Here is a 24,049-nt window from a genome sequence, read left to right as displayed (position 1 = left end):
GTGATGAGTGAAGTTATCAATAAGCCTCTGGGCGCTGAAGGCATGATCCGCATGGAGGGCGTACACAAGTGGTACGGCCAGTTCCATGTACTCAAGGACATCAACCTGAATGTGCGCCAGGGTGAACGTATCGTGCTGTGCGGCCCGTCGGGCTCGGGCAAGTCGACCACCATTCGCTGCCTCAACCGTCTGGAAGAGCACCAGCAGGGTCGCATCATTGTCGATGGCACCGAACTGACCTCGGACCTCAAGCAGATCGAGACCATCCGCCGCGAAGTGGGCATGGTGTTTCAGCACTTCAACCTGTTCCCGCACCTGACCATCCTGCAGAACTGCACCTTGGCACCGATGTGGGTGCGCAAGATGCCGAAGAAGAAAGCCGAAGAAATCGCCATGCACTATCTGGAGCGTGTGCGGATTCCGGAGCAGGCCCACAAGTTTCCGGGTCAGCTTTCCGGTGGTCAGCAGCAGCGTGTGGCGATTGCCCGTGCCTTGTGCATGAAGCCGAAAATCATGCTGTTCGATGAACCGACGTCGGCCCTTGACCCGGAAATGGTCAAGGAAGTGCTCGACACCATGGTCGGTCTGGCTGAAGAAGGCATGACCATGCTGTGCGTGACCCACGAAATGGGCTTTGCCCGTACCGTGGCAAACCGGGTGATCTTCATGGACAAGGGCGAAATCGTCGAACAGGCCGCGCCGAACGACTTCTTCGATAACCCGCAGAGCGACCGTACCAAGCTGTTCCTCAGTCAGATCATCCACTGAGTGGACTTCTGCTGAACAAGGAAACCGGGCCCTGTGCCCGGTTTTTTTATGCCTGTCGTTGCTGTGTGGGTTGTATGCAATTGATCTGAACCTTGTATTCGCGATGATTCTCCAACAGGATACCGCCCCCCTGAAAAGGGTCGACATACTTGATGACCGAGAAACTGATGACTGCCAAGGCTCAACTCAGCCCCCAACCGACTGCCGATCAACCTCATTCTGCCTTGAAGCGCCCCTGGCTGTTGCTGCTGGGTCTGGTGCTGGTCGCCCTCAACCTGCGCCCGGCGTTGTCCAGCATTGCGCCGCTGCTTGACACGGTGTCCGACAGCCTGGGCATGTCCGCTGCCGAGGCCGGACTGCTGACCACCTTGCCGGTTTTGTGCCTGGGCCTGTTCGCGCCGCTCGCACCGATCCTCGCCCGCCGGTTTGGCAGTGAGCGGGTGGTCATGGTGGTGCTTCTGACACTGGCTGCAGGCTTGGCAGTGCGCAGTCTGTTTGGTCAGGTCGGGCTGTTTGGCGGCAGCCTGCTGGCGGGTGCGAGCATCGGAATCATCGGCGTGTTGCTGCCGGGTATCGTCAAACGTGATTTTCCGCACAAGGCCGGAGCCATGACCGGTGTCTACACCATGGCCTTGTGCCTGGGCGCGGCCATTGCAGCCGGTTCGACGGTGCCGCTCAGTCAGTACGTGGGTGGCAGTTGGCAGATTGGCCTGGGTTTCTGGCTGGTTCCGGCACTGATTGCCGCCGCATTATGGTTTCCGCAGGCGCGTGAAGTGCATGGCACGCATCGCGATGTTTACCGGGTCCGTGGTTTGTTGCGTGACCCGCTGGCCTGGCAGGTCACGCTGTACATGGGCCTGCAATCGTCGCTGTCGTACATCGTCTTCGGCTGGTTGCCGTCGATCCTCATCGGTCGCGGCCTGACGCCCACCCAGGCCGGCCTGCTGCTGTCCGGCTCGATCATTGCGCAGGTCATCAGCGCGCTGGCGGTGCCTTATCTGGCCACACGCGGCAAGGATCAGCGTCTGGCGATCATGCTGGTCATGTCGCTGACCCTGATCGGTCTGTTCGGCTGCCTGTATGCGCCGCTTGGCGGGCTGTGGGGCTGGGCGATCCTGCTGGGGATCGGGCAGGGCGGCACGTTCAGTCTGGCGCTGGCCTTGATCGTCCTGCGCTCGCGCGACTCACATGTCGCCGCCAACCTGTCGAGCATGGCGCAAGGCGTCGGCTACACCATCGCCTCGACCGGCCCGTTTGCCGTGGGCGTGGTGCATGACATGACCGGCAGCTGGAGCGCGATTGGCTGGATCTTCGCGGTACTCGGGCTGGGCGCCATCATCGCGGGCATGGGCGCCGGTCGGGCGCTGCAGGTGCAGGTCAGTAGCGAGAAGGTTTGATGTTCGATGATTGATGATCGTGCGACCCGGGCTTGAGTTGCTTCAGGTCTGGGTCAGATTGGCCCGTGCCCATTGTTCGGCACGGGTGACGCTCAGCCCTGATTTCGCGTTGTAGGTACTGGCGACGTCCCATGCCACGCCTCGGCCCATGGCAAAGACTGCCCGGTATTTGCCCAGATTGTCATCCGGCATTTCCGTCAGATCAGCTTGCAACTGCGCAACACTCCATACGTGCCGCTCGATGTCGCGCCCCGTGACACGCTCCACCAGATCGGCCAGCCCGGCGTACGTCAATGTGTCGCCAGCGGTGTACACCACCTGATTCACGATGCGCGGCTCGTGCATCACGATGGCAGCAGTCAGCCTGCCAATGTCCTCTGCGGTCGTGACTGTCACGGCAGTATCGAGGCTGCCCAGCGCATTGATCCGCCCGCCTTGCAGATCGACGACACCGAACGCGGGATCGAACAGGAAGCTTGTAAACATGCCGGTCGAAACGATCACCCATTCGGTGCGCTGCTGGGCGCGCAGCTTTTCTCGCACATCGAGTTGTTCATCGAACAGATCCTGAGGGCTGCCCCGGCCGATAAGGTCGTAGTCAACGCCGAACTGCCAGGGCAGGTAGCGTTTTATGCCGGCCTTGAGCGCTGCATCGGTCAGTTTGCGTTGAGTGCCCCGGCCAGCGGCAAACCCCGCACAGCTGATTACCGTGTCGTAGCGCGTCATGACAGTGGCAAGTTCGTCCACGCTGGCAACGGCCAGATCGGCTGTTTCGATGGCAATGTCCAGCGCGCGGATTTCTTCGATTTCCACACGCTTGGCAGGCGCCTGAGTGCTCAAGCTGCTCTGGCGTAGCAGCACGGCAATGCTCAAGCCATGTGCCCCGGCTTTCTCGACCAGCCCTCGCAACACCGCGAGCCCAAGCTCTCCTGCACCTATTACCAGAATGCGTTGTTTGACGTTTGCGTTATCGGCTTGCATGGTGATCCCTTTGGACAGCCTTTCAATTCAGGCGGGAGAGATGCTGGCATGCCTGTCGACATACAAAAAGTAGGCACATCGGTGATACCGGGCGGGCTGGACGCGCAGGAAGTGGTCAGACGCTCCGAAGCGGTCTGTGCTGCGCTCAGCGATGATGAGGATGGTCTCAAGCGTGACATTCTCGGCCACGCCGGTAATCGCTGGTCATTGGGCGTGGTCCATGCCCTTGGCGTCAGCAGCCCTTTGCGCCACGCCCAATTGCGCCGAAAACTGCACGGTGTCACTCAGCGCATGCTCACTCATACCTTGCGCCAGCTCGAACAGGACGGGTTGATCACCCGCCACGACTACCGCGAGAAGCCGCTCAGGGTGGAATATTCGTTGACCGACCTGGGCATGGGGCTGCTGGTACAGATGATTCCGCTGTGGACTTGGGTGATTGAAAATTCGGAGGCGTTCAGTGCGGCGCGAAATCGTTATCTGGACAGGTAAACGTGATGGCTGATGCGCCATCAACCCCTCGCCATTTTCTTCGGCGCCGCTTATCGTGCACGAATAATTCGCCAAGGGATGTGCACGCATGAACTACGAAGAACAAAGTCAGGCCAACAGCGCACTGATCACCCGGTTTTATGAGGCGTTTGCGCAGCTGGATGCCGAGGCGATGAGTGCCTGCTATACCGATGACGTGTTGTTCAGCGACCCTGCCTTTGGTGAATTGCGCGGTGCTCAGGTCGGTGACATGTGGCGCATGCTGACTTCCCGGGCAAAGAATTTTTCGGTGGTCTTCGATCAGGTGCGAGCCGATGACCAGACTGGCAGTGCGCACTGGGTGGCGACGTACCTGTTCAGTCAGACCGGGCGCACGGTGGTCAACGATATTCAGGCCCGTTTCGTGTTTCGTGATGGCAGGATCTGCGAGCATCGCGATCATTTCGATATGTGGCGCTGGTCGCGCCAGGCCCTGGGTTTGAAGGGCCTGCTGCTTGGCTGGACGCCTTTGGTGCGCAACGCCGTCAGGGCTCAGGCGCTCAAGGGCCTGAAGACCTTTTCAGAGAGCCGCCGTGCCTGAGGTCGCCTGCACCGCCAGTGCGTCGACTGCCGAACAGGCGGTCGGCAAACCCTGGTTTGTCTATCTGGTGCGCGCTGCCAACGGCTCGCTGTACTGTGGCATCAGTGATGATCCGCAGCGGCGGTTCGCTGCGCACCAGAGCGGCAAGGGCGCGCGCTTTTTCTCTTCGAGTCCGGCGATGGCGCTGGTCTACGTTGAACAATGGCCCAGCAAGGGCGAGGCGTTACGCCATGAGCGGCTGATCAAGAAGCTGAAAAAAAGCGCCAAAGAGGCGTTGGCTGCCAGCTACGTAATGTCACCGATCCATGCGCGTGATGGTGTCCCATCAGTTTGAGGTCGTGGGCGGCCAGGGTACTGCGGGTTAAGCTGTGTTTTTCCCATGTGCACAGAGGCTGAACATGTCCGAGTTGATCCTTCACCACTACCCCACGTCGCTGTTCGCCGAAAAAGCCCGTCTGATGCTGGGTTTCAAAGGCCTCACATGGCGTTCGGTGACTATCCCTTCGATCATGCCCAAGCCTGACCTGACTGCATTGACCGGCGGTTATCGCAGAACCCCGGTATTGCAGGCCGGAGCGGACATCTACTGTGATACGGCACTGATGGCGCGGCGTCTGGAGCAGGAAAAAGCCTCGCCAGCGTTTTACCCGAAGGGGCAGGAGTTCACGGTTGCCGGCCTGGCCGCCTGGGCCGACTCGGTGCTGTTCATGCATGCCGTGAGTCTGGTATTTCAGCCTGAATCAATGGCTGTGCGCTTCGCCAAGGTGCCGCCAGACGCCGCCAAGGCCTTCGTCGCCGACCGTTCGACGCTGTTCAACGGCGGCACTGCGTCGCGCCCGCCTGTGGAGCAGGTCAAGCACCAATGGCCCACTCTGATGTCACGCCTGGAGCTGCAACTCTCGCACGGCGGTGACTTCCTGTTCGGCGTAGCGTCGATTGCCGATTTCTCGGTTGCCCATACGTTGTGGTTTCTCAAGCAGACGCCGGTGACCGCACCCTTTGTAGATGAGTATCCGAGTGTCAGGGCCTGGCTCGATCGTGTGCTGGGTTTTGGTCATGGCACGTTCAGCGACCTGAGCTCGGCAGATGCCATCGAAATCGCCAGAAACGCCACGCCTGCGCCATTGCCCGATGAAACTCTCGTCGATCCAAATGGCTTCAAGGCAGGTGAAAAGGTTGCGGTTTCTGCGGTCGACTATGGCGTCGAAGCGGTTGAGGGCGAGCTGGTATTTAACGGCCGCGAAGAGCTCATCCTGCGCCGCGAGGACGAGCGTGCCGGTGTCGTGCACGTACACTTCCCGAGAATGGGCTATCGGATCGAGAAGCGCTGAGGTTCAACGATGCTCTGCGTCGCAAAGAGGACGCGGAGCGTTGGCACGCTAGCCAGGCGGGTTACTTCAACGCCGCCAGTATCTGATCCGGGTCAAACCCCCGGATCAGTGTGCCGTTGACGTCGATCAGCGGGATGCCTCTGCCACCCAGCGCTTCATAGGCCTTGCGGCCTTCTTCCGACTTCTCGATGTCGAACTCCTGATACGCAATCCCCTTGCTGTCCAGAAAACGCCGGGTCTGCTTGCAGTAGCCGCACCAGTCAGTGGCGTACATCACCACTTTGGCCTGGCTGTAGCTCTGTGCGACGTCTGCCGGGGGCGGGTTGACGAAGTGCTCGATCCTGCCCCAGTTCTGGTAAATCACGACCACCAGCATGATCAGGGCAAACTTCTTGAGGGTACGCAGCAGCATCTCGGTTACCGTCGCTTCAACTGGTCGGTCAGTTGCGTCGGCAGCCCTTTGATGATCAGGGTACCGGCGCTTTCGTCGTATTCGATCTTGTCGCCCAGCAGGTGGGCTTCAAAACTGATCGACAGGCCCTCGGCGCGGCCGGTGAAGCGGCGGAACTGGTTGAGGGTGCGCTTATCCGCCGGTATTTCCGGGGACAGGCCGTAATCCTTGTTGCGAATGTGATCGTAGAAGGCACGCGGACGCTCTTCGTCGATCAGCTCTGACAGTTCCTCCAGGCCCATCGGTTCGCCCATCTTGCTCTGACTGCTGGCGTAGTCGACCAGAGTCTTGGTCTTCTCGCGGGCCGATTCTTCCGGCAGGTCTTCGCTTTCGACGAAATCGCTGAACGCCTTGAGCAGCGTGCGGGTTTCGCCGGGGCCATCCACGCCTTCCTGGCAACCGATGAAGTCGCGGAAGTACTCGGAAACCTTCTTGCCGTTCTTGCCCTTGATGAACGAAATGTATTGCTTGGACTGCTTGTTGTTCTGCCACTCGGAAATATTGATTCGGGCGGCGAGGTGCAACTGACCAAGGTCCAGGTGCCGGGACGGGGTCACGTCCAGTTCGGCATTCACTGCCACGCCTTCGCTGTGGTGCAGCAGGGCGATGGCCAGGTAGTCGGTCATGCCTTGCTGATAATGGGCGAACAGCACGTGGCCACCCACTGACAGATTGGATTCTTCCATGAGCTTTTGCAGATGCTCGACTGCCACCCGGGAGAACGCCGTGAAGTCGCTGCCGCCGTCGATGTATTCCTTCAGCCAGCCACTGAATGGATGTGCGCCGGACTCGGGATGGAACAGGCCCCATGCCTTGCCCTGTTTGGCGTTATAGCTTTCGTTGAGGTCGGCCAGCATGTTCTCGATGGCCTGGGACTCAGCGAGTTCGGAGTCGCGTGCATGGAGAACAGCGGGCGTACCGTCGGGTTTCTTCTCGATCAGGTGGACGATGCAGTGACGGATCGGCATGGGCTTCTCGGCTGAAAAAGGTGAAGAGCGTGCAGCTCGTTGCAAGATGCCCAGTGTAACGCACGCATGCGCCTGATGGCCCCGGACGGGCTGGTTTTCGCCAGCAGCGAGTGTTTGCTGGGTATTTTTTGTGCAATTAACATTAAAACCTGACCAAAAGGATAGGTAGAGGCGGATATTTGCCCGGCTCTGTGCTAGTTTTGCGCGGTCTTGCGCACTTAGCGCGTCAAGCGTGCAGTTAGCGCACACGTAGGTCGAACCATTACCCGGTTTCAGTATCTACACTTTCGCGATTAATCGTGGCTGCTAGCGGGTGGCCAGGTTCGTTGCCTGGCCACGGGCCGACGTTGCGCTCTGCAATCCAAATGAATTTGATAGGGAAGGAACACCACCATGGCTCTTACTAAAGACCAATTGATCGCCGATATCGCTGAATCTATCGAAGCGCCAAAAACCACCGCGCGTAATGCTCTTGAGCAATTGGGCCAAATTGTTGCCGACCAATTGGAAAACGGCGTGGAAATCACTTTGCCAGGTATCGGCAAACTGAAAGTTGCAGAGCGTCCAGCTCGCACTGGCCGCAACCCTTCGACTGGCGCTGCCATCGAAATCGCTGCCAAGAAAGTTATCAAGTTCGTACCAGCCAAAGTGCTGACCGACTCGATCAACAAGTAAGCAACCGCTTGCTGTGAAAAAGCCGTGCCCCGGTTAACCGGGCACGGCTTTTTTGTGGGCGCCTGATTGGACACCTCCCGCAAAGTCGGACGCAGAGCGTCCAGAACGGTCCTCCAGACGCCTATCGTTCCTCACGCTCCACAGCGTGGGAATGCCTTGCGTGACGCTCCGCGTCACAGATCTGTGCCGCACTGCATACTCAAGAGAGGACGCAGAGCGTCCAGAACGGCATGCCGACGCGGAGCGTCGCACGATAGTCGAGATTACGGCCTGCCGACGCGGCGTCGCACGATAGTTGAGATTATCGTTCCTCACGCTCCAGCGTGGGAATGCCTTGCGTGACGCTCTGCGTCACAGATCTGTGCCGCACTGCATATTCAAGAGAGGACGCAGAGCGTCCAGAACGGCATGCCGACGCGGAGCGTCGCACGATAGTCGAGGTTAAGGCATGTCGCTGCGGAGTCGCACGATAGTCGAGGTTAAGGCATGTCGCTGCGGAGTCGCACGATAGTCGAGGTTAAGGCATGTCGCTGCGGAGTCGCACGATAGTCGAGATTACGGCCTGCCGACGCGGCGTCGCACGATAGTTGAGATTATCGTTCCTCACGCTCCAGCGTGGGAATGCCTTGCGTGACGCTCTGCGTCACAGAACTGTGCCGCACTGCATACTCAAGAGAGGACGCAGAGCGTCCAGAACGGCATGCCGACGCGGAGCGTCGCACGATAGTCGAGGTTAAGGCATGTCGCTGTGGAGTCGCACGATAGTCGAGATTAGGCGCGTGTTCACGATAGTCGAGTCAGCCTGGTGCGCGCTGTGCCTTGTCGAGGAAGGTCCAGGCCACAAAACGACTTTGCTTCTGGCCCTGGCCCATTTCCACGACCTTCACTTCCAGCGCGCCGGCTTTTTTCAGGGCGCTGTGGATCGGCGGCAGGTTGGAGGCCTTGGACACCAGTGTGCTGAACCACGCCACCTGGCTCGGCAGCAAGGCGCTTTCCTGGATCAACTGCGTTATGAAGCCGATCTCGCCGCCGTCGCACCACAACTCCTGCGACTGTCCACCGAAATTGAGCACCGGCAGCTTGCGCTTGGGATCAGCCTTGCCCAGCGCCCGCCACTTGCGCTGGCTGCCACGCTGCGCTTCTTCCAGCGAGGCATGGAAGGGCGGGTTGCAGAGGCTGACGTGGAAGCGTTCGCTACTGTCGAGCAGCCCGAGCAGGATCTGCTTGCGATTGGCCTGCTGGCGCACGCTGATGGCCTTGCTGAGGCCGTTGGCCTTCACAATCGTGGTGGCTGCGGCGATGGCGGTGCTGTCAATGTCCGAACCCACGAACTGCCAGCCATAGTCGCTATGCCCCAACAACGGGTAGATGCAATTGGCGCCGGTGCCGATATCCAGCGCCTTGATGGATGCGCCGCGTGGTATCACGCCTTCATTGTCTTCGGCCAGCAGGTCGGCGAGGAAGTGCAGGTAGTCCGCACGCCCCGGAATCGGCGGGCACAGGTAATCCGCCGGAATGTCCCAATGGGCGATGCCATAGAACGCCTTGAGCAGCGCGCGGTTGAACACCCGTACCGCCTGCGGATTGGCGAAGTCGATACTTTCCTTGCCGTAAGGGTTGAGGATCACGAACGCTGCCAGTTCGGGGCTGGATTTGATCAGCTTCGCAAAGTCGTACTGGCCCTGATGCCGATTGCGCGGGTGCAAGGTGGCCTTTTCACGCGGCGCAGCAGGTTTGGCTGGCCGCTGAGGCTTCTTGCGCGGTGGTTTGCGGGTATCGGTCATGGATTCGATTGTCAGCCGTGAGGGTGAGTTGCCTGGCTTATTCGCGAGCAAGCGCAGCGTCGCCTTTGGCGTAGTACGCGTTGCTCGCGAATAAGTCAGTACAGAAGTTCAGATAACAAAAAGCCAGCCCATGATCGGGCTGGCTTTTCTGGCCACCTTACAGGCTGGCGATGCGTGCGTGTTGCTCGGCCAGCTTGCCCAGCGCCTGTTCGGCTTCGGTCAGCTTGGCGCGTTCCTTGGCGATGACTTCAGGCGGTGCCTTGTCGACGAAGGCGGCGTTGGACAGCTTGCCGCCGACGCGTTGCACTTCGCCTTGCAGGCGCTGGATTTCCTTGTCCAGGCGCGCCAGCTCGGCCCCTTTGTCGATCAACCCGGCCATCGGCACCAGCACTTCCATGTCACCGACCAGGGCGGTGGCGGACAGCGGTGCTTCTGCGCCTTCGGTCAGTACGGTCATGGATTCGAGCTTGGCGAGCTTCTTGAGCAGGTAATCGTTTTCGCTCAAACGACGCTGATCTTCGGCGCTGACGTTCTTGAGGAACAGTTGCAGCGGCTTGCCCGGACCGATGTTCATCTCGCCACGGATGTTACGCACGGCGAGCATCAGGCCCTTGAGCCATTCGATGTCGTCTTCGGCCGCCTGATCGATGCGTGCGTCATTAGCCACCGGCCAGGGTTGCAGCATGATGGTCTTGCCTTGCGCACCGGCCAGCGGCGCGAGGCGCTGCCAGATTTCTTCGGTGATGAACGGCATGAACGGGTGCGCAAGACGCAACGCGACTTCCAGAACGCGAACCAGCGTGCGGCGTGTGCCGCGCTGACGCTCGACCGGCGCTGTCTCGTCCCACAGTACCGGCTTGGACAGTTCCAGATACCAGTCGCAATACTGGTTCCAGATGAACTCGTACAACGCCTGGGCGGCGAGGTCGAAGCGGAACTGATCCAGCTGGCGGGTCACTTCGGCTTCGGTGCGCTGCAACTGCGAGATGATCCAGCGATCGGCCAGCGACAGTTCGACCGCTTCGCCGTTCTGGCCGCAGTCTTCGCCCTTGTCCAGTACGTAGCGCGCCGCGTTCCAGATCTTGTTGCAGAAGTTGCGGTAGCCTTCGACGCGGCCCATGTCGAACTTGATGTCGCGACCGGTGGACGCCAGCGAGCAGAAGGTAAAGCGCAGGGCATCGGTGCCATAGCTGGCGATGCCGTCGGCGAATTCCTGGCGGGTCTGCTTCTCGATCTTTTTCGCCAGTTGCGGCTGCATCAGGCCACTGGTGCGTTTCTCTACCAGCGTTTCGAGGTCGATACCGTCGACGATGTCCAGCGGGTCAAGCACGTTGCCCTTGGACTTGGACATCTTCTGGCCCTGGCCATCGCGCACCAGACCATGCACATAGACAGTCTTGAACGGGACTTGCGGCGTGCCGTCCTCGTTCTTCACCAAGTGCATGGTGAGCATGATCATCCGGGCGACCCAGAAGAAAATGATATCGAAGCCGGTGACCAGCACGTCGGTGGAGTGGAAAGTTTCCAGTGCCTTGGTCTTTTCCGGCCAGCCGAGCGTGGAGAAGGTCCACAGGCCCGAGCTGAACCAGGTGTCGAGTACGTCGTTGTCCTGCTGCAGCGCGACTTCCGGCCTAAGGTTGTTCTTGGCACGGACTTCGGCTTCGTCGCGGCCGACGTAAACCTTGCCGGATTCGTCGTACCACGCCGGAATCCGGTGGCCCCACCAGAGCTGACGGCTGATGCACCAGTCCTGGATGTCGCGCATCCACGAGAAGTACATGTTTTCGTATTGCTTGGGCACGAACGCGATGCGGCCGTCTTCGACAGCGGCAATCGCAGGCTCGGCCAGCGGCTTGGTGGAGACGTACCACTGATCGGTCAGCCACGGCTCGATGATGGTGCCGGAACGGTCGCCTTTCGGCACTTTCAGGGCGTGATCATCAACGCTGACCAGCAACCCGGCGGCGTCGAACGCGGCAACGATCTGTTTGCGCGCTTCGAAGCGATCCAGCCCGGCATAGGCTGCAGGCAGGCTGCCGTCGACGCTTTCGTTCAATGTGCCATCAAGGTTGAACACCTGAGCGGCGGGCAATACGTTGGCATTCTTGTCGAAGATGTTCAGCAGCGGCAGGTTGTGGCGCTTGCCGACTTCATAGTCGTTGAAATCGTGGGCCGGGGTGATTTTCACGCAGCCGGTGCCGAACTCGGGATCGCAGTAATCATCCGCGATGATCGGGATGCGGCGGCCTACCAGAGGCAATTCGACGAACTTGCCGATCAGCGCCTTGTAGCGCTCGTCCTGCGGGTTCACCGCAACGGCGGCATCACCGAGCATGGTTTCCGGGCGCGTGGTGGCCACGATCAGGTAATCCAGACCTTCGGCGGTCTTTGCGCCGTCAGCCAGTGGATAACGCAGGTTCCACAGATGACCCTTATCGTCGTGGTTCTCCACTTCGAGGTCGGAAATGGCGGTGTGCAGCTTGGTGTCCCAGTTGACCAGGCGCTTGCCACGGTAGATCAGGCCGTCTTCATGCAGACGCACGAAAGCTTCCTTTACCGCTTCGGACAGGCCGTCGTCCATGGTGAAGCGCTCGCGGCTCCAGTCGACGGACGAGCCCAGGCGGCGGATCTGGCGGCTGATGTTGCCGCCGGACTCGGCTTTCCATTCCCAGATCTTGTCCAGAAACTTCTCGCGGCCCAGTTCATGACGGCTTACGCCTTGCGCTTCGAGACGACGCTCGACCAGCATCTGCGTGGCGATACCCGCATGGTCGGTGCCCGGTTGCCACAGCGTATTGCGGCCCTGCATGCGACGGAAACGGACCAATGCATCCATGATCGCGTTATTGAAACCGTGGCCCATGTGCAGGCTGCCGGTGACGTTCGGCGGCGGGATCATGATGGTGTACGAGTCACCCACGCCTTGCGGAGCGAAGTAGTTCTCGGACTCCCAGGTCTGGTACCAGGAAGTTTCGATGGCGTGCGGCTGGTAAGTCTTGTCCATGCGCGGCGGGAACCTGTGGCATTGATTCGGAAACCGGTAAGTATAGACCTGACGGCCAGCGACAAGCCACAGGAGTAGCTGTGAGCTTCAAGCTGCAAGCTGGTAGTTCTGTCAGTAGGCGGCGTGTCGGCCAGACGGCATGATCGGTATTCAGACTTTACTTGCAGGGCGGACGCTGCCATGGACGATACGCCTGAAGGCAGACGCGTGCTGTGTCGATATCGCTATGACGCGCTGGACCGGGTTGCGGTTGTCGATCCCGATGCACAGGAAGCAGTGTCGCGGTTCTATCAAAAGAAACGTTTGACGGTCGAGATACAGGGTGCAATGCGCCGTCGTGTGTTTCTCGGTGAAGACCGTTTTCCGGCTTCAACGGCGAGCGCGCGGACCCTGTGACCGGGCATTACCTGCTGGGTAACGGCTACCGCGCGTTCAACCCGGTGCTGATGCGTTTCAACCGACCAGACTCGCTGAGTCCATTTGGACGGGGAGGCCTGAATGCGTATGCCTACTGTCAGGGGGATCCGGTTAATCGGAGTGATCCGGGTGGGCACGTCGGGGTCCACATACTCTTTCTCGACAAGTTACCGGACCTAGCGCTTGGCAGAATATTCAGGCACTTGTCTTTCAAGGATATGGCCGCAGTGAGTGGAGCGTCTAATACATTGAATGAGAGAGGAGCCGGGCTGATAGCCTTGCAGTTAAATAAGCGTTTTGTAGACGCCAGTGACCCAGGCGTACTGTCGAACCTTCGCAGCGCTATAAAAAGCGAAACGGGTGTTTTGCCCAGTGTATTCAAGAGTGAAGACTTCAAAACACGATTTGATGAGGTCGTGGCGAACGCCAGCCAAAAAATGAGTGATCGAATCAAGGAGGCCAAGCATGCCGAGCAATCATTCTCTGATAAATTCACGGGTAAACCCAATACCAGTTACGACGATTTCAAGAAAGCATTGGTTAGTAAGCGCAAGGAGCACGAAGGGTCTCTCGAAATGCTGCTAAATATTAATAGAGATGTGGCTAGACGCACGACGCTCATGGGAGCCTGGTACACCCAAATTGGTCTCAAGGGGAAAATGGAGCGGCGCGTAGCAGATATCCGCTCCCTATTGAATACTCCCTGACAGCGTCTCTATGTGCGTGTATTCCGGACTCCTGATCACACGCTCACTTCTGCTGCTGCGCCAATAACCGCTCCAGCCTTGCCTCCAGCCGGCGTTTGATTTCGTTTTCGATATGCGGGGCGAAGTCGTCGATGACGTCCTGCATGATCAATCGCGCGGCTGCGCGCAACTCGTTGTCCAGGTGCAGCAGTGCATCAGGGTTGGGCAGCGCTTGCGGCTGGGCTGCCTGCTGCGCCTGCGGGGCGGGTGCTGTGTGCGCATCAGGTGTCAGCGTCGGGATGTCGTCTTCGTCGAAGTCCTGTTGATACGCCGCGTCGGGGCGAGCGCCGACAACATCGAACAACAGGGGAATCTGACCTTCGGGACGAGCTGTGTCGTTCGACTGGGGGGAATGTGCGGGGTCATCGCCGAGCAGTTGGCGGATCGACTCGAGGTCGTTCAGCAAGTGCGCGGATTCAGCTTTTTTTGAAGTATCCATCGTGTCCTCAAAGGCGCTGCAGTCGGTGATCTTGCGGAGGATAGCCCTGTTCGCGGTAGGAACGGAAACTCTCGCGTGCGGCAAGACGTATGGCCGGGTCTTCGACAACGACTTCGGCCACGCGGGCGAAACGTTTGAAGAAGGCCGGAATGCTCAGGTCGAGATTGACCAGCAGGTCGCTGTGTTCGCCCGAGTCGTCGCCCAGACCCAGTACCACGGCCGCATCGTGATCGCTCTCGGCGTCGCCATGGGGCAGGAACACTTCGCCTCTGAAACGCCAGAGCCGGGCATCGAGGTCCTCACGCTGCGCAGCATCGCTGCAATGCAGATAGACCTTGTGACCCAGGCGCCAGGCCTTTTCCGTCAGCTTGCAGGCAAAATCCAGGCGGGCCGCAGGATCGGCGCTGGGCAGGATGTAGAAGTCGACTTGAGTCATGTGGGTTCCAGAACCGGAGGCGTATCGACTGTGCAGCCGATACGCCAGGGTCTCTTTCTTATACGCCGGCGCGGTCGAGCAGGTATTGGGTCAGCAGCGGAACCGGACGCCCGGTGGCGCCTTTTTCCTTGCCGCCGCTCAGCCATGCAGTGCCGGCGATGTCCAGGTGAGCCCAGTGGTAGGCCTTGGTGAAGCGCGACAGGAAGCAAGCCGCGGTGATGGTGCCGCCTTTCGGGCCACCGATGTTGGCAATGTCGGCGAACGGGCTGTCGAGCTGCTCCTGGTACTCATCGAACAACGGCAGCTGCCAGGCACGGTCATCGGCCTGTCTGCCCGCGTCGAGCAACTGATTAATCAGCGCGTCGTTATTGCCCAGCAGGCCGGAGGTATGGCCACCCAGTGCAACGACGCAGGCGCCGGTCAGGGTTGCGATATCGATCACCGCCTGCGGCTTGAAACGCTCGGCGTAGGTCAGTGCATCGCACAGCACCAGACGGCCTTCGGCGTCGGTGTTGAGGATTTCGACGGTCTGGCCGCTCATGGTCGTGACGATGTCGCCCGGACGTGTCGCAGTGCCGCTCGGCATGTTTTCGGCACAGGCCAGAATGCACACCAGATTGATCGGCAGCTTCAATTCGAGCACCGCACGCAGGGTGCCGAACACGCTGGCTGCGCCGCACATGTCGAACTTCATCTCGTCCATGCCCGAGGCAGGCTTGATGCTGATGCCGCCGGTATCGAAGGTGATGCCTTTACCGACCAGCACGAATGGCTGGTCGCCTTTTTTGCCACCCTGGTAGTTCATGACGATGAGGCGCGGCGGCTGGGCGCTGCCCTGTGCTACCGCGAGGAACGAACCCATGCCCAGATCGGCCAGTTTCTTCTCGTCGTGGACTTCCACTTTCAGGTTCTTGTGTGCCTTGCCCAGTGCCTTGGCTTCTTCGCCCAGGTAGGTCGGGTGGCAGATGTTCGGCGGCAGATTACCCAGGTCGCGGGTCAGCGCCATGCCAGTGGCGATTGCCTGAGCGTGAGTCGAAGCGCGTTCGACGTCGGCCGCCTTGACCTTGTCGGTCAACAGGGTGATTTTCTTCAGGGCACGAACTTCGGCCTTCTGGGTCTTGAAGCGGTCGAAGACGTATTCGCCGTCGGCCAGGGCTTCGACCAGCAGACGAGCCATGCCATAGGTGTCGCGGTTTTTCACCGACAGGTCATCGAGCGCAATCGCTGCATCGGTGCCGCCCAGGCCCTTGAGGCAGGTGAGCGCTGCGCCGACGATCTTTTTCAACTGACGGTCCGACAGCTCGTCTTCCTTGCCGGTGCCGACCAGCAGAACGCGCTCGGCCTTGATGTTGGGCAGATTGTGCAACAGCAGGCTCTGGCCGACCTTGCCGGCCAGATCGCCGCGCTTGAGGATCAGCGAAACGGCTCCGCCGCTGAGGATATCCACAGTCCTGGCAGCACCGGCCAGTACACGGCTTTCACCGACGGTGACCACCAGCGTCGCGGTTTTCAAGGTTTCTGGGCTTACGCTTTTAACAACCAATTCCATGTGGGGTCCCCGAATAGACGATGAGAGTCGCAATATGAATGTCGTACGCAGCATGGCCCGAGTGTTTTCAGGGGCGATGCCTGCGCTAAGCCTTGCAGTTTGACCCCGCTGCACGACTGCTGACAACCCCGCAGAGCTGCCTGTCTGGCGTCTATGTGCGAACTATCCCCGGTGCGCAGTGACAGAAACACACAATCACAGGATAATGCCGCATATTTTTTGAGGCCCACGCCTTTTGTCGGCGTGAAGCTCTGGTTGCCGTGGCTCACAAATTTTCCCTGTTTGGCTGCCTGAGCCTGACAACTCTGGAGTGTCTGGTTTGATTGTCTTCCGTTATCTGTCCCGAGAAGTGCTGCTTACCTTGAGTGCGGTCAGCGCCGTACTGCTGGTGTTCATCATGAGCGGGCGCTTCATCAAGTACCTGGCGCAGGCCGCGTCCGGTGCGCTCGATCCTGGCGTACTGTTCCTGATCATGGGCTTCCGCCTGCCGGGCTTTCTGCAGGTTATCCTGCCGCTGGGCCTGTTCCTCGGCATCCTCATGGCGTACGGACGCCTGTACCTGGAAAGCGAGATGACCGTGCTGGCCGCAACCGGCATGAGTCAGCAGCGCCTGCTGGCTATCACCATGGGGCCGGCCACGCTGGTGGGTCTGCTGGTCGCCTGGCTGAGCTTCAGCCTGGCTCCACAGGGTGCCACACAATTTTCGCTGCTGATCAATCAGCAGGACGCCATGACCGAGTTCGACACGCTGGTGCCGGGCCGTTTTCAGGCGCTGCGTGACGGTACGCGTATCACCTACACCAAGGAGCTGTCGGAAGACCGCTCGCAACTGGCCGGCGTGTTCATCTCGGAAAAGCGCATGTCCAGCGACAAGAGCAAGGACAACGGCATCACCGTGCTGGTCGCGGAGAAGGGCCACCAGGAGGTACGGCCCAATGGCAGTCGCTTTCTGATCCTCGAGAACGGCTATCGCTATGACGGCAATCCGGGGGCTGCCGACTACCGCGTGATCAAGTACGACACCTACGGGGCGATGCTGCCCAAGCCGGAAATCAGTGAGGAAATCACCGACCGTGAAGCCATTCCGACCAGCGAGTTGATCGGCAACCCGGCACCGCGCTCCGTGGCCGAGCTGCAGTGGCGTATTTCGCTGCCGCTGTCGGTGTTCATCGTGACCTTGATGGCCATCCCTCTGTCACGGGTCAATCCGCGTCAGGGCCGTTACCTGAAACTGCTGCCGGCGATCCTGCTGTATATGTCTTACCTGGCCATTCTGATTTCGGTGCGCAGTTCGCTGGAGAAAGGCAAGCTGCCGCTCAGCCTGGGGATGTGGTGGGTGCATGCCATCTACCTGTCCATCGGCCTGCTGTTGTTCTATTGGGAGCCTCTGCGTCTGAAGATGGCGAGTCGTCGCAGCGTCACGGAGGTGACTCGTGGTCAAGCTTGATCGATACATTGGCAAAAGCGTCCTGCTGGCGATTCTCGCGGTTCTGGGCATCATTCTGGGGCTGGTCTCGCTGTTCGCGTTCATCGACGAGATGGGCGATATCAGCGACACCTACACACTGGCGGATGCGCTCAGCTACGTCATGCTGACGGCGCCACGTCGCGTCTACGACACCTTGCCGATGGCCGCCCTGATCGGTTGCCTGATCGGTCTGGGTACGCTGGCCAGCAGCAGTGAGCTGACCATCATGCGTGCGGCGGGCGTGTCCATCGGGCGCATCGTCTGGGCGGTCATGAAGCCCATGCTGGTGCTGATGATCGCAGGCGTGCTGGTCGGCGAGTACGTGGCCCCCTATGCCGAGAACCAGGCTCAAGCCGCGCGCTCGCTGGCCCAGGGCTCAGGTGATGCGCAGAGCGCCCGTCATGGTCTGTGGCACCGCCAGGGTGATGAATTCATCCACATCAACACGGTTCAGCCCAATGGCCTGATGCTCGGTGTGACACGTTATCGTTTCGACGACCAGCGCCACATGCAGACCTCCAGCTTTGCCAAAGAAGCCAACTTCAAGACCGATTACTGGGAATTGAAGGACGTCACCACCACGCACTTCAATGACGGCCGCACCGAGGTCATCAACACCCCGGTCGAGCGTTGGGACGTGGCGTTGAGCCCGCAACTGCTGAGCACGGTAATCATGCCGCCCGAGTCGCTGTCCATCAGCGGCCTCTGGAGCTACGCGCATTACCTGGCTGATCAGGGCTTGAGCAATGGCCGCTACTGGCTGGCGTTCTGGACCAAAGTCCTGCAACCGGCGGTGACCGTCGCGCTGGTGTTGATGGCGATCTCGTTCATCTTCGGCCCGCTGCGCTCGGTTACGCTTGGGCAGCGCGTGTTCACCGGTGTAGTGGTGGGCTTTACCTTCCGCATCATTCAGGACCTGCTCGGCCCATCGAGTCTGCTGTTCGGTTTCCCGCCGTTGCTGGCGGTGCTGCTGCCAGCTGCCGCCTGTGCGCTGGCCGGAGTACTTCTGTTACGCCGGGCCGGATAATGCATCAGCCGGACTGAAAAAGCCGACCCCTGGGTCGGCTTTTTTATGGGCGCTTGCTAATCCCGCATGCAAAAAAGCCTCTGGCATCGCTGCCAGAGGCTTTCTTGTAAATGCGTGGTGCGTCGTTCTCAGCCTTCGGCTTGAACTTCGTCAGCCTGCATGCCTTTCTGGCCCTGAACTGCAACGAAGGTAACTTTCTGGCCTTCTTTCAGGCTCTTGAAGCCGTTACCCTGAATAGCGCGGAAGTGTACGAACAGATCCGGCCCGCTCTCAGGAGTGATAAAACCAAAACCTTTTTCGTCGTTGAACCACTTGACGGTACCGCTCTGACGTTCAGCCATTTTCTTATTTCCTTGACGCTTGACTTGAATTGGTTACAGCCTCTTTCGCATGAAAGAGCACTGGGGCTGGTTGCAGGAAGTAAGAAACGTAGAACGGGTTGTAGCAAACCTAGAGCTACTGCCCAGGTCCAGATTCGGCGACCCATGCAAACACAGTCCGGAAACTCTACGCCAACTCTCGTTGCAAATACAACCCCCTTGCCTGGCTCCCTGTTTTCGGGGCTTTGGCCTTATACCTGCAGGGTTTGCATCGCGTGCACGGTGTTTGACCCGTCATAACATTTTGCACTTTATAGGTGCATTTTTTGCATATATGACAGGCTGTTCACGCGGCTGAAATACTCACGAAACACTGCAGGGGAACAGTGCCCCAGCAACACCGAAGTGTTGCTGTTTTTTTGACGCCGCTATTTAACCGCGGAAGTAACGTTGCGCAACGAAAGGCATTTTTGCAACGAGCATGGGGACTTTCTTGCCGCGCACCATTGCCCACACCGGTGTATTCAGCGCCGTGTAATCGTTATGCAGATAACCCATGGCCAGTGGGCCAGCCAGCGAAGGGCCAAAGCCGCCGCTGCATACCGTGCCGATGACCGCGCCCTGTTCATCGACGATCTCGGTACCTTCGCGCACGGGCGTGCGCTCCTGCGGAAGCAGGCCGACTCGCTTCTTGCTGACACCGCTCTGTTGCTGGGCAAAGATGCGCTCGGCTCCCGGGAAGCCGCCTGCACGCGCACCGTCGGCGCGACGCACTTTGGAAATCGCCCATAGCAGACTGGCCTCGATCGGCGAGGTCTGCGTGTCCATGTCATGGCCGTACAGGCACAAACCGGCTTCCAGTCGCAGCGAATCACGTGCGCCCAGGCCAATAGGCGCCACTTCCGGTTCTTCCAGCAGGCGGCGTGCCAGGGCTTCAGCCTGTTCGGCAGGCACCGAAATTTCATAGCCGTCTTCGCCGGTATAGCCCGAGCGACTGACATAGCATTTGACGCCCAGCAGCGTGACGCTGGTGAACTGCATGAAGGTCATTTTGGCGACTTCCGGGGCGAGGCGTGCCAGTACGGTCACAGCGGCCGGCCCTTGCAGCGCGAGCAGGGCGCGTTCTTCAAACAGTGGTTCGATCTTGCAATGCCCGGCCAGGTGCCTGCACAAGTGCGCCAGGTCCTGATCCTTGCAGGCCGCGTTGACCACCAGCATCAACTGGTCGTTACCGAGATTGGCAACCATCAGGTCATCGAGAATGCCGCCGTTCTCGTCGGTGAACATCGCGTAACGCTGCATGCCGACCGGCAGGTCAATGATGTCCACCGGCACCAGGGCTTCCAGCGCCTTGGCGGAGTCTGCACCGCTGAGGCGAATCTGGCCCATGTGCGAAACATCGAACAGGCCGGCCTGAGCGCGGGTGTGCAGGTGCTCTTTCATTACGCCCGCCGGGTATTGAACAGGCATGTCGTAACCGGCGAAAGGCACCATCTTCGCGCCGAGTTCGCGGTGCAGGGCATGCAGGGGAGTGGTCAGCAGTGATTCTGTGGACATGTTCGATTCCTTGTTGAGCGGGTCATACCGGTGGCACCACCTGTGCGTGCAGCGCAATCAGGCAGTGCCAGGCAGCGGCTGTCACGCTTCCTGATAGTTCTCGATGGACGGGCAGGCGCAGACCAGGTTGCGGTCGCCGAAGACGTTGTCGACACGACCGACCGGAGGCCAGTACTTGTTCTCGATCAGTGAATCGACCGGGTACACCGCCTGTTCGCGGCTGTAAGGATGGCTCCACTGGCCGACGATTTCGGCAGCGGTGTGCGGCGCGTTTTTCAGCGGGTTGTCATCCTTGTCCAGGGTGCCGTTTTCAACTGCGCGGATTTCTTCGCGGATCTTGATCATGGCATCGCAGAAGCGGTCCAGTTCTTCTCGGGATTCACTCTCGGTCGGCTCGATCATCAGTGTTCCGGCGACCGGGAACGACATGGTCGGGGCATGGAAGCCGAAGTCGATCAGGCGCTTGGCCACGTCGTCGACGCTGATGCCGCTGCTGTCCTTGATCGGGCGCAGGTCGAGGATGCACTCGTGCGCGACCAGGCCGTTGCTGCCGGTGTAGAGCACCGGGTAATGCTCCTCCAGACGGCGCGAGATGTAGTTGGCGTTGAGAATCGCCAGTTGCGAAGCGCGCTTGAGGCCTTCACCGCCCATCATGCGGATGTACATCCAGGTAATGGGCAGAATGCTGGCGCTGCCGAACGGTGCCGCGCAGACCGCGCCTTCCTTGCGCTCCATGCGGGCATGACCGGGCATGAACGGGGCGAGATGGGATTTCACGCCGATCGGGCCAACGCCCGGGCCGCCACCGCCGTGGGGGATGCAGAAAGTCTTGTGCAGGTTGAGGTGCGATACGTCGCCGCCGAACTTGCCCGGTGCGCACAGGCCAACCATGGCGTTCATGTTTGCGCCATCGATGTAGACCTGGCCACCGTTGTCATGAACGATGCCGCAGATTTCGCGAATGCCTTCTTCGAACACGCCGTGGGTCGACGGGTAGGTGATCATGATCGCCGCAAGCTGGTCGCGATGCTGAACGGCCTTGGCGCGCAGGTCTTCGATGTCGACGTTGCCGCGTGCATCGCAGGCGGTCACCACGACGCGCATACCGGCCATGTTGGCAGTCGCCGGGTTGGTACCGTGCGCCGAGGAAGGGATCAGGCAGATGTCGCGATGTTCGTCGCCACGGCTCTGGTGATAGGCGCGGATAGCCAGCAATCCGGCGTATTCGCCCTGCGAGCCGGCGTTCGGTTGCAGCGAGATCGCGTCGTAACCGGTGGCCGCACAGAGCATGGCCTCCAGCTCATCGGTCAGTTGCTGGTAACCGGCGCTTTGCTCGGCCGGGGCAAACGGGTGCAGGTTGCCGAACTCGGCCCAGGTCACCGGGATCATTTCGCTGGCGGCGTTGAGCTTCATGGTGCACGAGCCCAGCGGAATCATGGTGCGATCCAGCGCCAGGTCCTTGTCGGCCAGCTTGCGCAGGTAGCGCATCAGCTCGGTTTCCGAGTGATAGCGGTTGAACACCGGGTGACTGAGGATCGCTGACTGACGCAACAGCCCGGCCGGCAGGCGCGACTGCACGCTGTCTGCCAGCGCGGCGAAGTCCGGCAGGCTCTGGCCGTCGTTGGCAAAGATTGCCCACAGCGTTTCGACGGCCGACTGCGAGGTGGTCTCGTCCAGTGACAGACCCAGACGCTGGTCATCGATTTCGCGCAGGTTGATGTGCCTGGCGCGTGCGGCGGCATGCAGTGCAGCGGTTCTGTCGCCGGTGTGCAGTGTCAGGCTGTCGAAGAAAAATGCCTGCTCGGCGTTCAGGCCCAGCGTGCTCAGGCCTTCGGCAAGAATCGCGGTCAGCTGGTGAACACGATTGGCGATCTGTGTCAGGCCGCGCGGACCATGGTAGACGGCGTACATGCTGGCGATGTTGGCCAGTAGCACCTGTGCGGTGCAGATGTTGCTGGTGGCCTTTTCGCGACGAATATGCTGTTCGCGGGTCTGCATGGCCAGGCGCAAGGCCTGCTTGCCGTGACGGTCCACCGACACGCCGACCAGACGGCCCGGCATGTCACGCTTGAACGCGTCGCGGGTCGAGAAGTAGGCCGCATGCGGGCCACCGAAGCCCAGTGGCACACCGAAGCGTTGCGCGCTACCGATTGCTACGTCAGCGCCGAATTCGCCTGGCGGGGTCAGCAGGGTGAGGGCCAGCAGGTCGGCAGCCACGGCAAACAGTGCGTTGCCCGCATGGAAGCGCTCGACCAGCTCGCGGTAATCGAACACGTCGCCATTGCTGGCCGGGTATTGCAGCAGCGCGCCGAAGTAATCGCTGACATCGCCCAGCTCGTGCTCATCGGCCACGACCACGGTAATGCCCAACGGCTCGGCGCGAGTACGCAACACATCCAGGGTTTGCGGGTGGCAGTGGCTGGACGCGAAAAACTGCTGGCTGGCCTTGTTTTTGCTCAAGCGTTTGCAAAAGGTCATTGCCTCGGCGGCGGCGGTGGCTTCGTCGAGCAGAGAGGCGTTGGCAATCGGCAGGCCGGTGAGGTCGCTGATCAGTGTCTGGAAATTGAGCAATGACTCCAGGCGGCCCTGGGAAATCTCTGGCTGATAGGGGGTGTAAGCGGTGTACCAGGCCGGGTTTTCCAACAGGTTGCGCAGAATCGGTGCTGGCGTGTGGGTGTTGTAGTAACCCTGGCCGATGTAGGTCTTGAACAGCTGATTCTTGCTGGCGATGGCCTTGATGGACGCCAGTGCATCGGCTTCGCTCTGCCCGGCAGGCAGGTTCAGAACGCTGGTGCCCTTGATGCTTTCCGGGATAACGCTTTCGCTCAGCGCTTCGATGGAATCGAAACCCAGTGTTTGCAGCATGGCCAGCTCGTCAGCCGCGCGCGGGCCAATGTGACGGGCAATGAATTCGTTGGCAGTGGTCAGTTCGATACGGTCAGTCATGGCGTGCTCCTCAGGCTTCGGCGTTGGCTTTGATCAGGCGGTCGTAGGCGTCCTGATCCAGCAGGCCGTGAATGGCGTTGGCGTCTTGTGGAACGAAGCGAAAGAACCAGCCCGCACCGAGGGCATCTTCATTGACCAGCTCCGGCGTGGCATCGAGGGCGGAATTGACCTCGACGACGTCACCGTCCAGCGGCATGTTGATGCTGCTGGCGGCCTTCACCGATTCCACCACCGACACTTCAGCGTGTTGAGTGTAGGCCTGTAATTCCGGGAGCTGCACGAAGACCACATCGCCCAGCGATTCCTGTGCGTAGGGCGTAATGCCGACCGTCACGCTGCCGTCGGTTTCGGCACGCAGCCATTCATGGTCAACGGTGAATCGCAAATCGCTCATACAAACTCCTCGGAGAACAGGGCTCGCGCAGCACGCGAACAATATGAGCCATGACCTAGCAATTTAGCGGCCATGTTTTATTTTCCTTTTTAAATCAATGGTTTGTATGTTCTTTGGCTACGCTTGACGATATCGGGTGTAGCGAAAACGCTACGGTCGTCAGGTATTTGAAAATACCTGACTGATCAAGGCCTTGATGCGTGGGGAATGAGCTGTTTTGGAGCGAAATCGTTACGGTGGAGCGTTTTCGTTACGATCGGGCCGGCATGATTGCACCCGGCTACCATTGGCTATTACCCGGAACCCGTCGCTAGCGCGT

The 24,049-nt window shown here is 60.0% G+C and carries 21 protein-coding genes and 1 pseudogene; 10 read left to right on the top strand and 12 right to left on the bottom strand.

The window, feature by feature from the left end:
• Nucleotides 1-3 precede the first annotated feature (3 nt).
• On the top strand, nucleotides 4-768 hold the full coding sequence (locus QRN50_RS09695; RefSeq protein WP_003408905.1) for an amino acid ABC transporter ATP-binding protein: 765 nt from the start codon (nucleotides 4-6) through the stop codon (nucleotides 766-768).
• Between the two features lie 167 nt (nucleotides 769-935).
• Entirely contained in the window at nucleotides 936-2,165 is a 1,230-nt protein-coding gene (locus tag QRN50_RS09690; protein ID WP_024652199.1) for a CynX/NimT family MFS transporter, read from the top strand.
• Nucleotides 2,166-2,207: 42 nt separating this feature from the next.
• Here QRN50_RS09690 and QRN50_RS09685 read toward each other — a convergent pair whose 3' ends face one another.
• A complete protein-coding gene (locus tag QRN50_RS09685; protein WP_060400538.1) occupies nucleotides 2,208-3,146 on the bottom strand; it encodes an aromatic alcohol reductase in 939 nt (312 codons plus the stop codon).
• A 48-nt stretch (nucleotides 3,147-3,194) separates the two neighbouring features.
• Between QRN50_RS09685 and QRN50_RS09680 the strand changes: the two genes are divergently transcribed.
• From QRN50_RS09680 to QRN50_RS09665, 4 genes are all read left to right on the top strand, one after another.
• Complete coding sequence (locus QRN50_RS09680; RefSeq protein WP_060400539.1) at nucleotides 3,195-3,638, top strand: winged helix-turn-helix transcriptional regulator; 444 nt, start codon at nucleotides 3,195-3,197, stop codon at nucleotides 3,636-3,638.
• Between the two features lie 88 nt (nucleotides 3,639-3,726).
• The gene (locus QRN50_RS09675; protein ID WP_004406721.1) at nucleotides 3,727-4,218 is read left to right on the top strand and encodes a nuclear transport factor 2 family protein; all 492 of its coding nucleotides are present in this window, start codon (nucleotides 3,727-3,729) and stop codon (nucleotides 4,216-4,218) included.
• Nucleotides 4,211-4,552, top strand: a complete 342-nt coding sequence (locus QRN50_RS09670; RefSeq protein WP_024652202.1) for a GIY-YIG nuclease family protein — start codon at nucleotides 4,211-4,213, stop codon at nucleotides 4,550-4,552. The genes QRN50_RS09675 and QRN50_RS09670 overlap by 8 nt, the downstream gene beginning before the upstream one ends.
• A gap of 64 nt (nucleotides 4,553-4,616) precedes the next feature.
• Nucleotides 4,617-5,549 carry a glutathione S-transferase family protein gene (locus tag QRN50_RS09665; RefSeq protein ID WP_024652203.1) on the top strand — a complete coding sequence of 311 codons (933 nt, stop codon included), beginning with the start codon at nucleotides 4,617-4,619 and terminating at the stop codon, nucleotides 5,547-5,549.
• Between the two features lie 61 nt (nucleotides 5,550-5,610).
• Here QRN50_RS09665 and QRN50_RS09660 read toward each other — a convergent pair whose 3' ends face one another.
• Both QRN50_RS09660 and yejK read right to left on the bottom strand, forming a co-directional pair.
• Nucleotides 5,611-5,961: a glutaredoxin family protein gene (locus QRN50_RS09660; RefSeq protein ID WP_004406715.1), complete on the bottom strand. Its 351-nt coding sequence runs from the start codon at nucleotides 5,959-5,961 to the stop codon at nucleotides 5,611-5,613.
• Between the two features lie 5 nt (nucleotides 5,962-5,966).
• On the bottom strand, nucleotides 5,967-6,968 hold the full coding sequence (gene yejK, locus QRN50_RS09655; protein WP_004406712.1) for a nucleoid-associated protein YejK: 1,002 nt from the start codon (nucleotides 6,966-6,968) through the stop codon (nucleotides 5,967-5,969).
• 393 nt (nucleotides 6,969-7,361) lie between these two features.
• Here yejK and QRN50_RS09650 point away from each other — a divergent pair, with 393 nt between their 5' ends.
• Nucleotides 7,362-7,643, top strand: coding sequence for an HU family DNA-binding protein (locus tag QRN50_RS09650; protein WP_004406710.1), 282 nt, complete (start codon nucleotides 7,362-7,364; stop codon nucleotides 7,641-7,643).
• A gap of 797 nt (nucleotides 7,644-8,440) precedes the next feature.
• Here QRN50_RS09650 and rlmF read toward each other — a convergent pair.
• Nucleotides 8,441-9,427: a 23S rRNA (adenine(1618)-N(6))-methyltransferase RlmF gene (gene rlmF / locus QRN50_RS09645; protein WP_004406708.1), complete on the bottom strand. Its 987-nt coding sequence runs from the start codon at nucleotides 9,425-9,427 to the stop codon at nucleotides 8,441-8,443.
• A gap of 157 nt (nucleotides 9,428-9,584) precedes the next feature.
• Complete coding sequence (locus QRN50_RS09640; RefSeq protein WP_058398973.1) at nucleotides 9,585-12,431, bottom strand: valine--tRNA ligase; 2,847 nt, start codon at nucleotides 12,429-12,431, stop codon at nucleotides 9,585-9,587.
• 180 nt (nucleotides 12,432-12,611) lie between these two features.
• Between QRN50_RS09640 and QRN50_RS09635 the strand changes: the two are divergent.
• Nucleotides 12,612-13,555: pseudogene (locus QRN50_RS09635) on the top strand (RHS repeat-associated core domain-containing protein).
• Between the two features lie 43 nt (nucleotides 13,556-13,598).
• Here the strand turns inward: QRN50_RS09635 and QRN50_RS09630 are convergent.
• The 3 genes from QRN50_RS09630 to QRN50_RS09620 are packed head-to-tail and all read right to left on the bottom strand — an operon-like array spanning nucleotide 13,599 to nucleotide 16,018.
• Nucleotides 13,599-14,033: a hypothetical protein gene (locus QRN50_RS09630; RefSeq protein ID WP_024660495.1), complete on the bottom strand. Its 435-nt coding sequence runs from the start codon at nucleotides 14,031-14,033 to the stop codon at nucleotides 13,599-13,601.
• 7 nt (nucleotides 14,034-14,040) lie between these two features.
• Nucleotides 14,041-14,469 carry a DNA polymerase III subunit chi gene (locus QRN50_RS09625; RefSeq protein ID WP_002552284.1) on the bottom strand — a complete coding sequence of 143 codons (429 nt, stop codon included), beginning with the start codon at nucleotides 14,467-14,469 and terminating at the stop codon, nucleotides 14,041-14,043.
• A gap of 58 nt (nucleotides 14,470-14,527) precedes the next feature.
• A complete protein-coding gene (locus QRN50_RS09620; RefSeq protein ID WP_032656277.1) occupies nucleotides 14,528-16,018 on the bottom strand; it encodes a leucyl aminopeptidase in 1,491 nt (496 codons plus the stop codon).
• A 319-nt stretch (nucleotides 16,019-16,337) separates the two neighbouring features.
• Here QRN50_RS09620 and lptF point away from each other — a divergent pair, with 319 nt between their 5' ends.
• The gene (lptF, locus tag QRN50_RS09615) at nucleotides 16,338-17,465 is read left to right on the top strand and encodes an LPS export ABC transporter permease LptF (protein ID WP_003316899.1); all 1,128 of its coding nucleotides are present in this window, start codon (nucleotides 16,338-16,340) and stop codon (nucleotides 17,463-17,465) included.
• A complete protein-coding gene (lptG, locus tag QRN50_RS09610; protein ID WP_004406700.1) occupies nucleotides 17,452-18,513 on the top strand; it encodes an LPS export ABC transporter permease LptG in 1,062 nt (353 codons plus the stop codon). The genes lptF and lptG overlap by 14 nt, the downstream gene beginning before the upstream one ends.
• Nucleotides 18,514-18,641: 128 nt before the next feature.
• Here the strand turns inward: lptG and QRN50_RS09605 are convergent, their stop codons facing one another.
• From QRN50_RS09605 to gcvH, 4 genes are all read right to left on the bottom strand, one after another.
• The gene (locus tag QRN50_RS09605) at nucleotides 18,642-18,854 is read right to left on the bottom strand and encodes a cold-shock protein (protein ID WP_003365337.1); all 213 of its coding nucleotides are present in this window, start codon (nucleotides 18,852-18,854) and stop codon (nucleotides 18,642-18,644) included.
• Between the two features lie 411 nt (nucleotides 18,855-19,265).
• On the bottom strand, nucleotides 19,266-20,390 hold the full coding sequence (gene gcvT, locus QRN50_RS09600; RefSeq protein WP_024641315.1) for a glycine cleavage system aminomethyltransferase GcvT: 1,125 nt from the start codon (nucleotides 20,388-20,390) through the stop codon (nucleotides 19,266-19,268).
• 81 nt (nucleotides 20,391-20,471) lie between these two features.
• Nucleotides 20,472-23,336, bottom strand: coding sequence for an aminomethyl-transferring glycine dehydrogenase (gene gcvP / locus QRN50_RS09595; RefSeq protein ID WP_096126773.1), 2,865 nt, complete (start codon nucleotides 23,334-23,336; stop codon nucleotides 20,472-20,474).
• A 10-nt stretch (nucleotides 23,337-23,346) separates the two neighbouring features.
• Nucleotides 23,347-23,730 (bottom strand): glycine cleavage system protein GcvH, encoded by a 384-nt coding sequence (gene gcvH / locus QRN50_RS09590; RefSeq protein ID WP_011266823.1) that lies wholly within the window; start codon nucleotides 23,728-23,730, stop codon nucleotides 23,347-23,349.
• Between the last annotated feature and the right edge of the window lie 319 nt (nucleotides 23,731-24,049).

This window comes from Pseudomonas sp. MEJ108 (assembly GCF_030208985.1).
GTDB lineage: Bacteria > Pseudomonadota > Gammaproteobacteria > Pseudomonadales > Pseudomonadaceae > Aquipseudomonas > Aquipseudomonas fragariae.
The sequence above is the reverse complement of the archived record's forward strand: the minus strand, read 5'-3'. Positions and strand labels throughout refer to the sequence as shown.

Coding starts and splice junctions, on each gene's coding strand:
- QRN50_RS09695 (WP_003408905.1), top strand. CDS start 4: ATGAGTGAAGTTATCAATAAGCCTCTGGGCGCTGAAGGCATGATCCGC.
- QRN50_RS09690 (WP_024652199.1), top strand. CDS start 936: ATGACTGCCAAGGCTCAACTCAGCCCCCAACCGACTGCCGATCAACCT.
- QRN50_RS09685 (WP_060400538.1), bottom strand. CDS start 3,146: ATGCAAGCCGATAACGCAAACGTCAAACAACGCATTCTGGTAATAGGT.
- QRN50_RS09680 (WP_060400539.1), top strand. CDS start 3,195: ATGCCTGTCGACATACAAAAAGTAGGCACATCGGTGATACCGGGCGGG.
- QRN50_RS09675 (WP_004406721.1), top strand. CDS start 3,727: ATGAACTACGAAGAACAAAGTCAGGCCAACAGCGCACTGATCACCCGG.
- QRN50_RS09665 (WP_024652203.1), top strand. CDS start 4,617: ATGTCCGAGTTGATCCTTCACCACTACCCCACGTCGCTGTTCGCCGAA.
- QRN50_RS09660 (WP_004406715.1), bottom strand. CDS start 5,961: ATGCTGCTGCGTACCCTCAAGAAGTTTGCCCTGATCATGCTGGTGGTC.
- yejK (WP_004406712.1), bottom strand. CDS start 6,968: ATGCCGATCCGTCACTGCATCGTCCACCTGATCGAGAAGAAACCCGAC.
- QRN50_RS09650 (WP_004406710.1), top strand. CDS start 7,362: ATGGCTCTTACTAAAGACCAATTGATCGCCGATATCGCTGAATCTATC.
- rlmF (WP_004406708.1), bottom strand. CDS start 9,427: ATGACCGATACCCGCAAACCACCGCGCAAGAAGCCTCAGCGGCCAGCC.
- QRN50_RS09640 (WP_058398973.1), bottom strand. CDS start 12,431: ATGGACAAGACTTACCAGCCGCACGCCATCGAAACTTCCTGGTACCAG.
- QRN50_RS09630 (WP_024660495.1), bottom strand. CDS start 14,033: ATGGATACTTCAAAAAAAGCTGAATCCGCGCACTTGCTGAACGACCTC.
- QRN50_RS09625 (WP_002552284.1), bottom strand. CDS start 14,469: ATGACTCAAGTCGACTTCTACATCCTGCCCAGCGCCGATCCTGCGGCC.
- QRN50_RS09620 (WP_032656277.1), bottom strand. CDS start 16,018: ATGGAATTGGTTGTTAAAAGCGTAAGCCCAGAAACCTTGAAAACCGCG.
- QRN50_RS09605 (WP_003365337.1), bottom strand. CDS start 18,854: ATGGCTGAACGTCAGAGCGGTACCGTCAAGTGGTTCAACGACGAAAAA.
- gcvT (WP_024641315.1), bottom strand. CDS start 20,390: ATGTCCACAGAATCACTGCTGACCACTCCCCTGCATGCCCTGCACCGC.
- gcvP (WP_096126773.1), bottom strand. CDS start 23,336: ATGACTGACCGTATCGAACTGACCACTGCCAACGAATTCATTGCCCGT.
- gcvH (WP_011266823.1), bottom strand. CDS start 23,730: ATGAGCGATTTGCGATTCACCGTTGACCATGAATGGCTGCGTGCCGAA.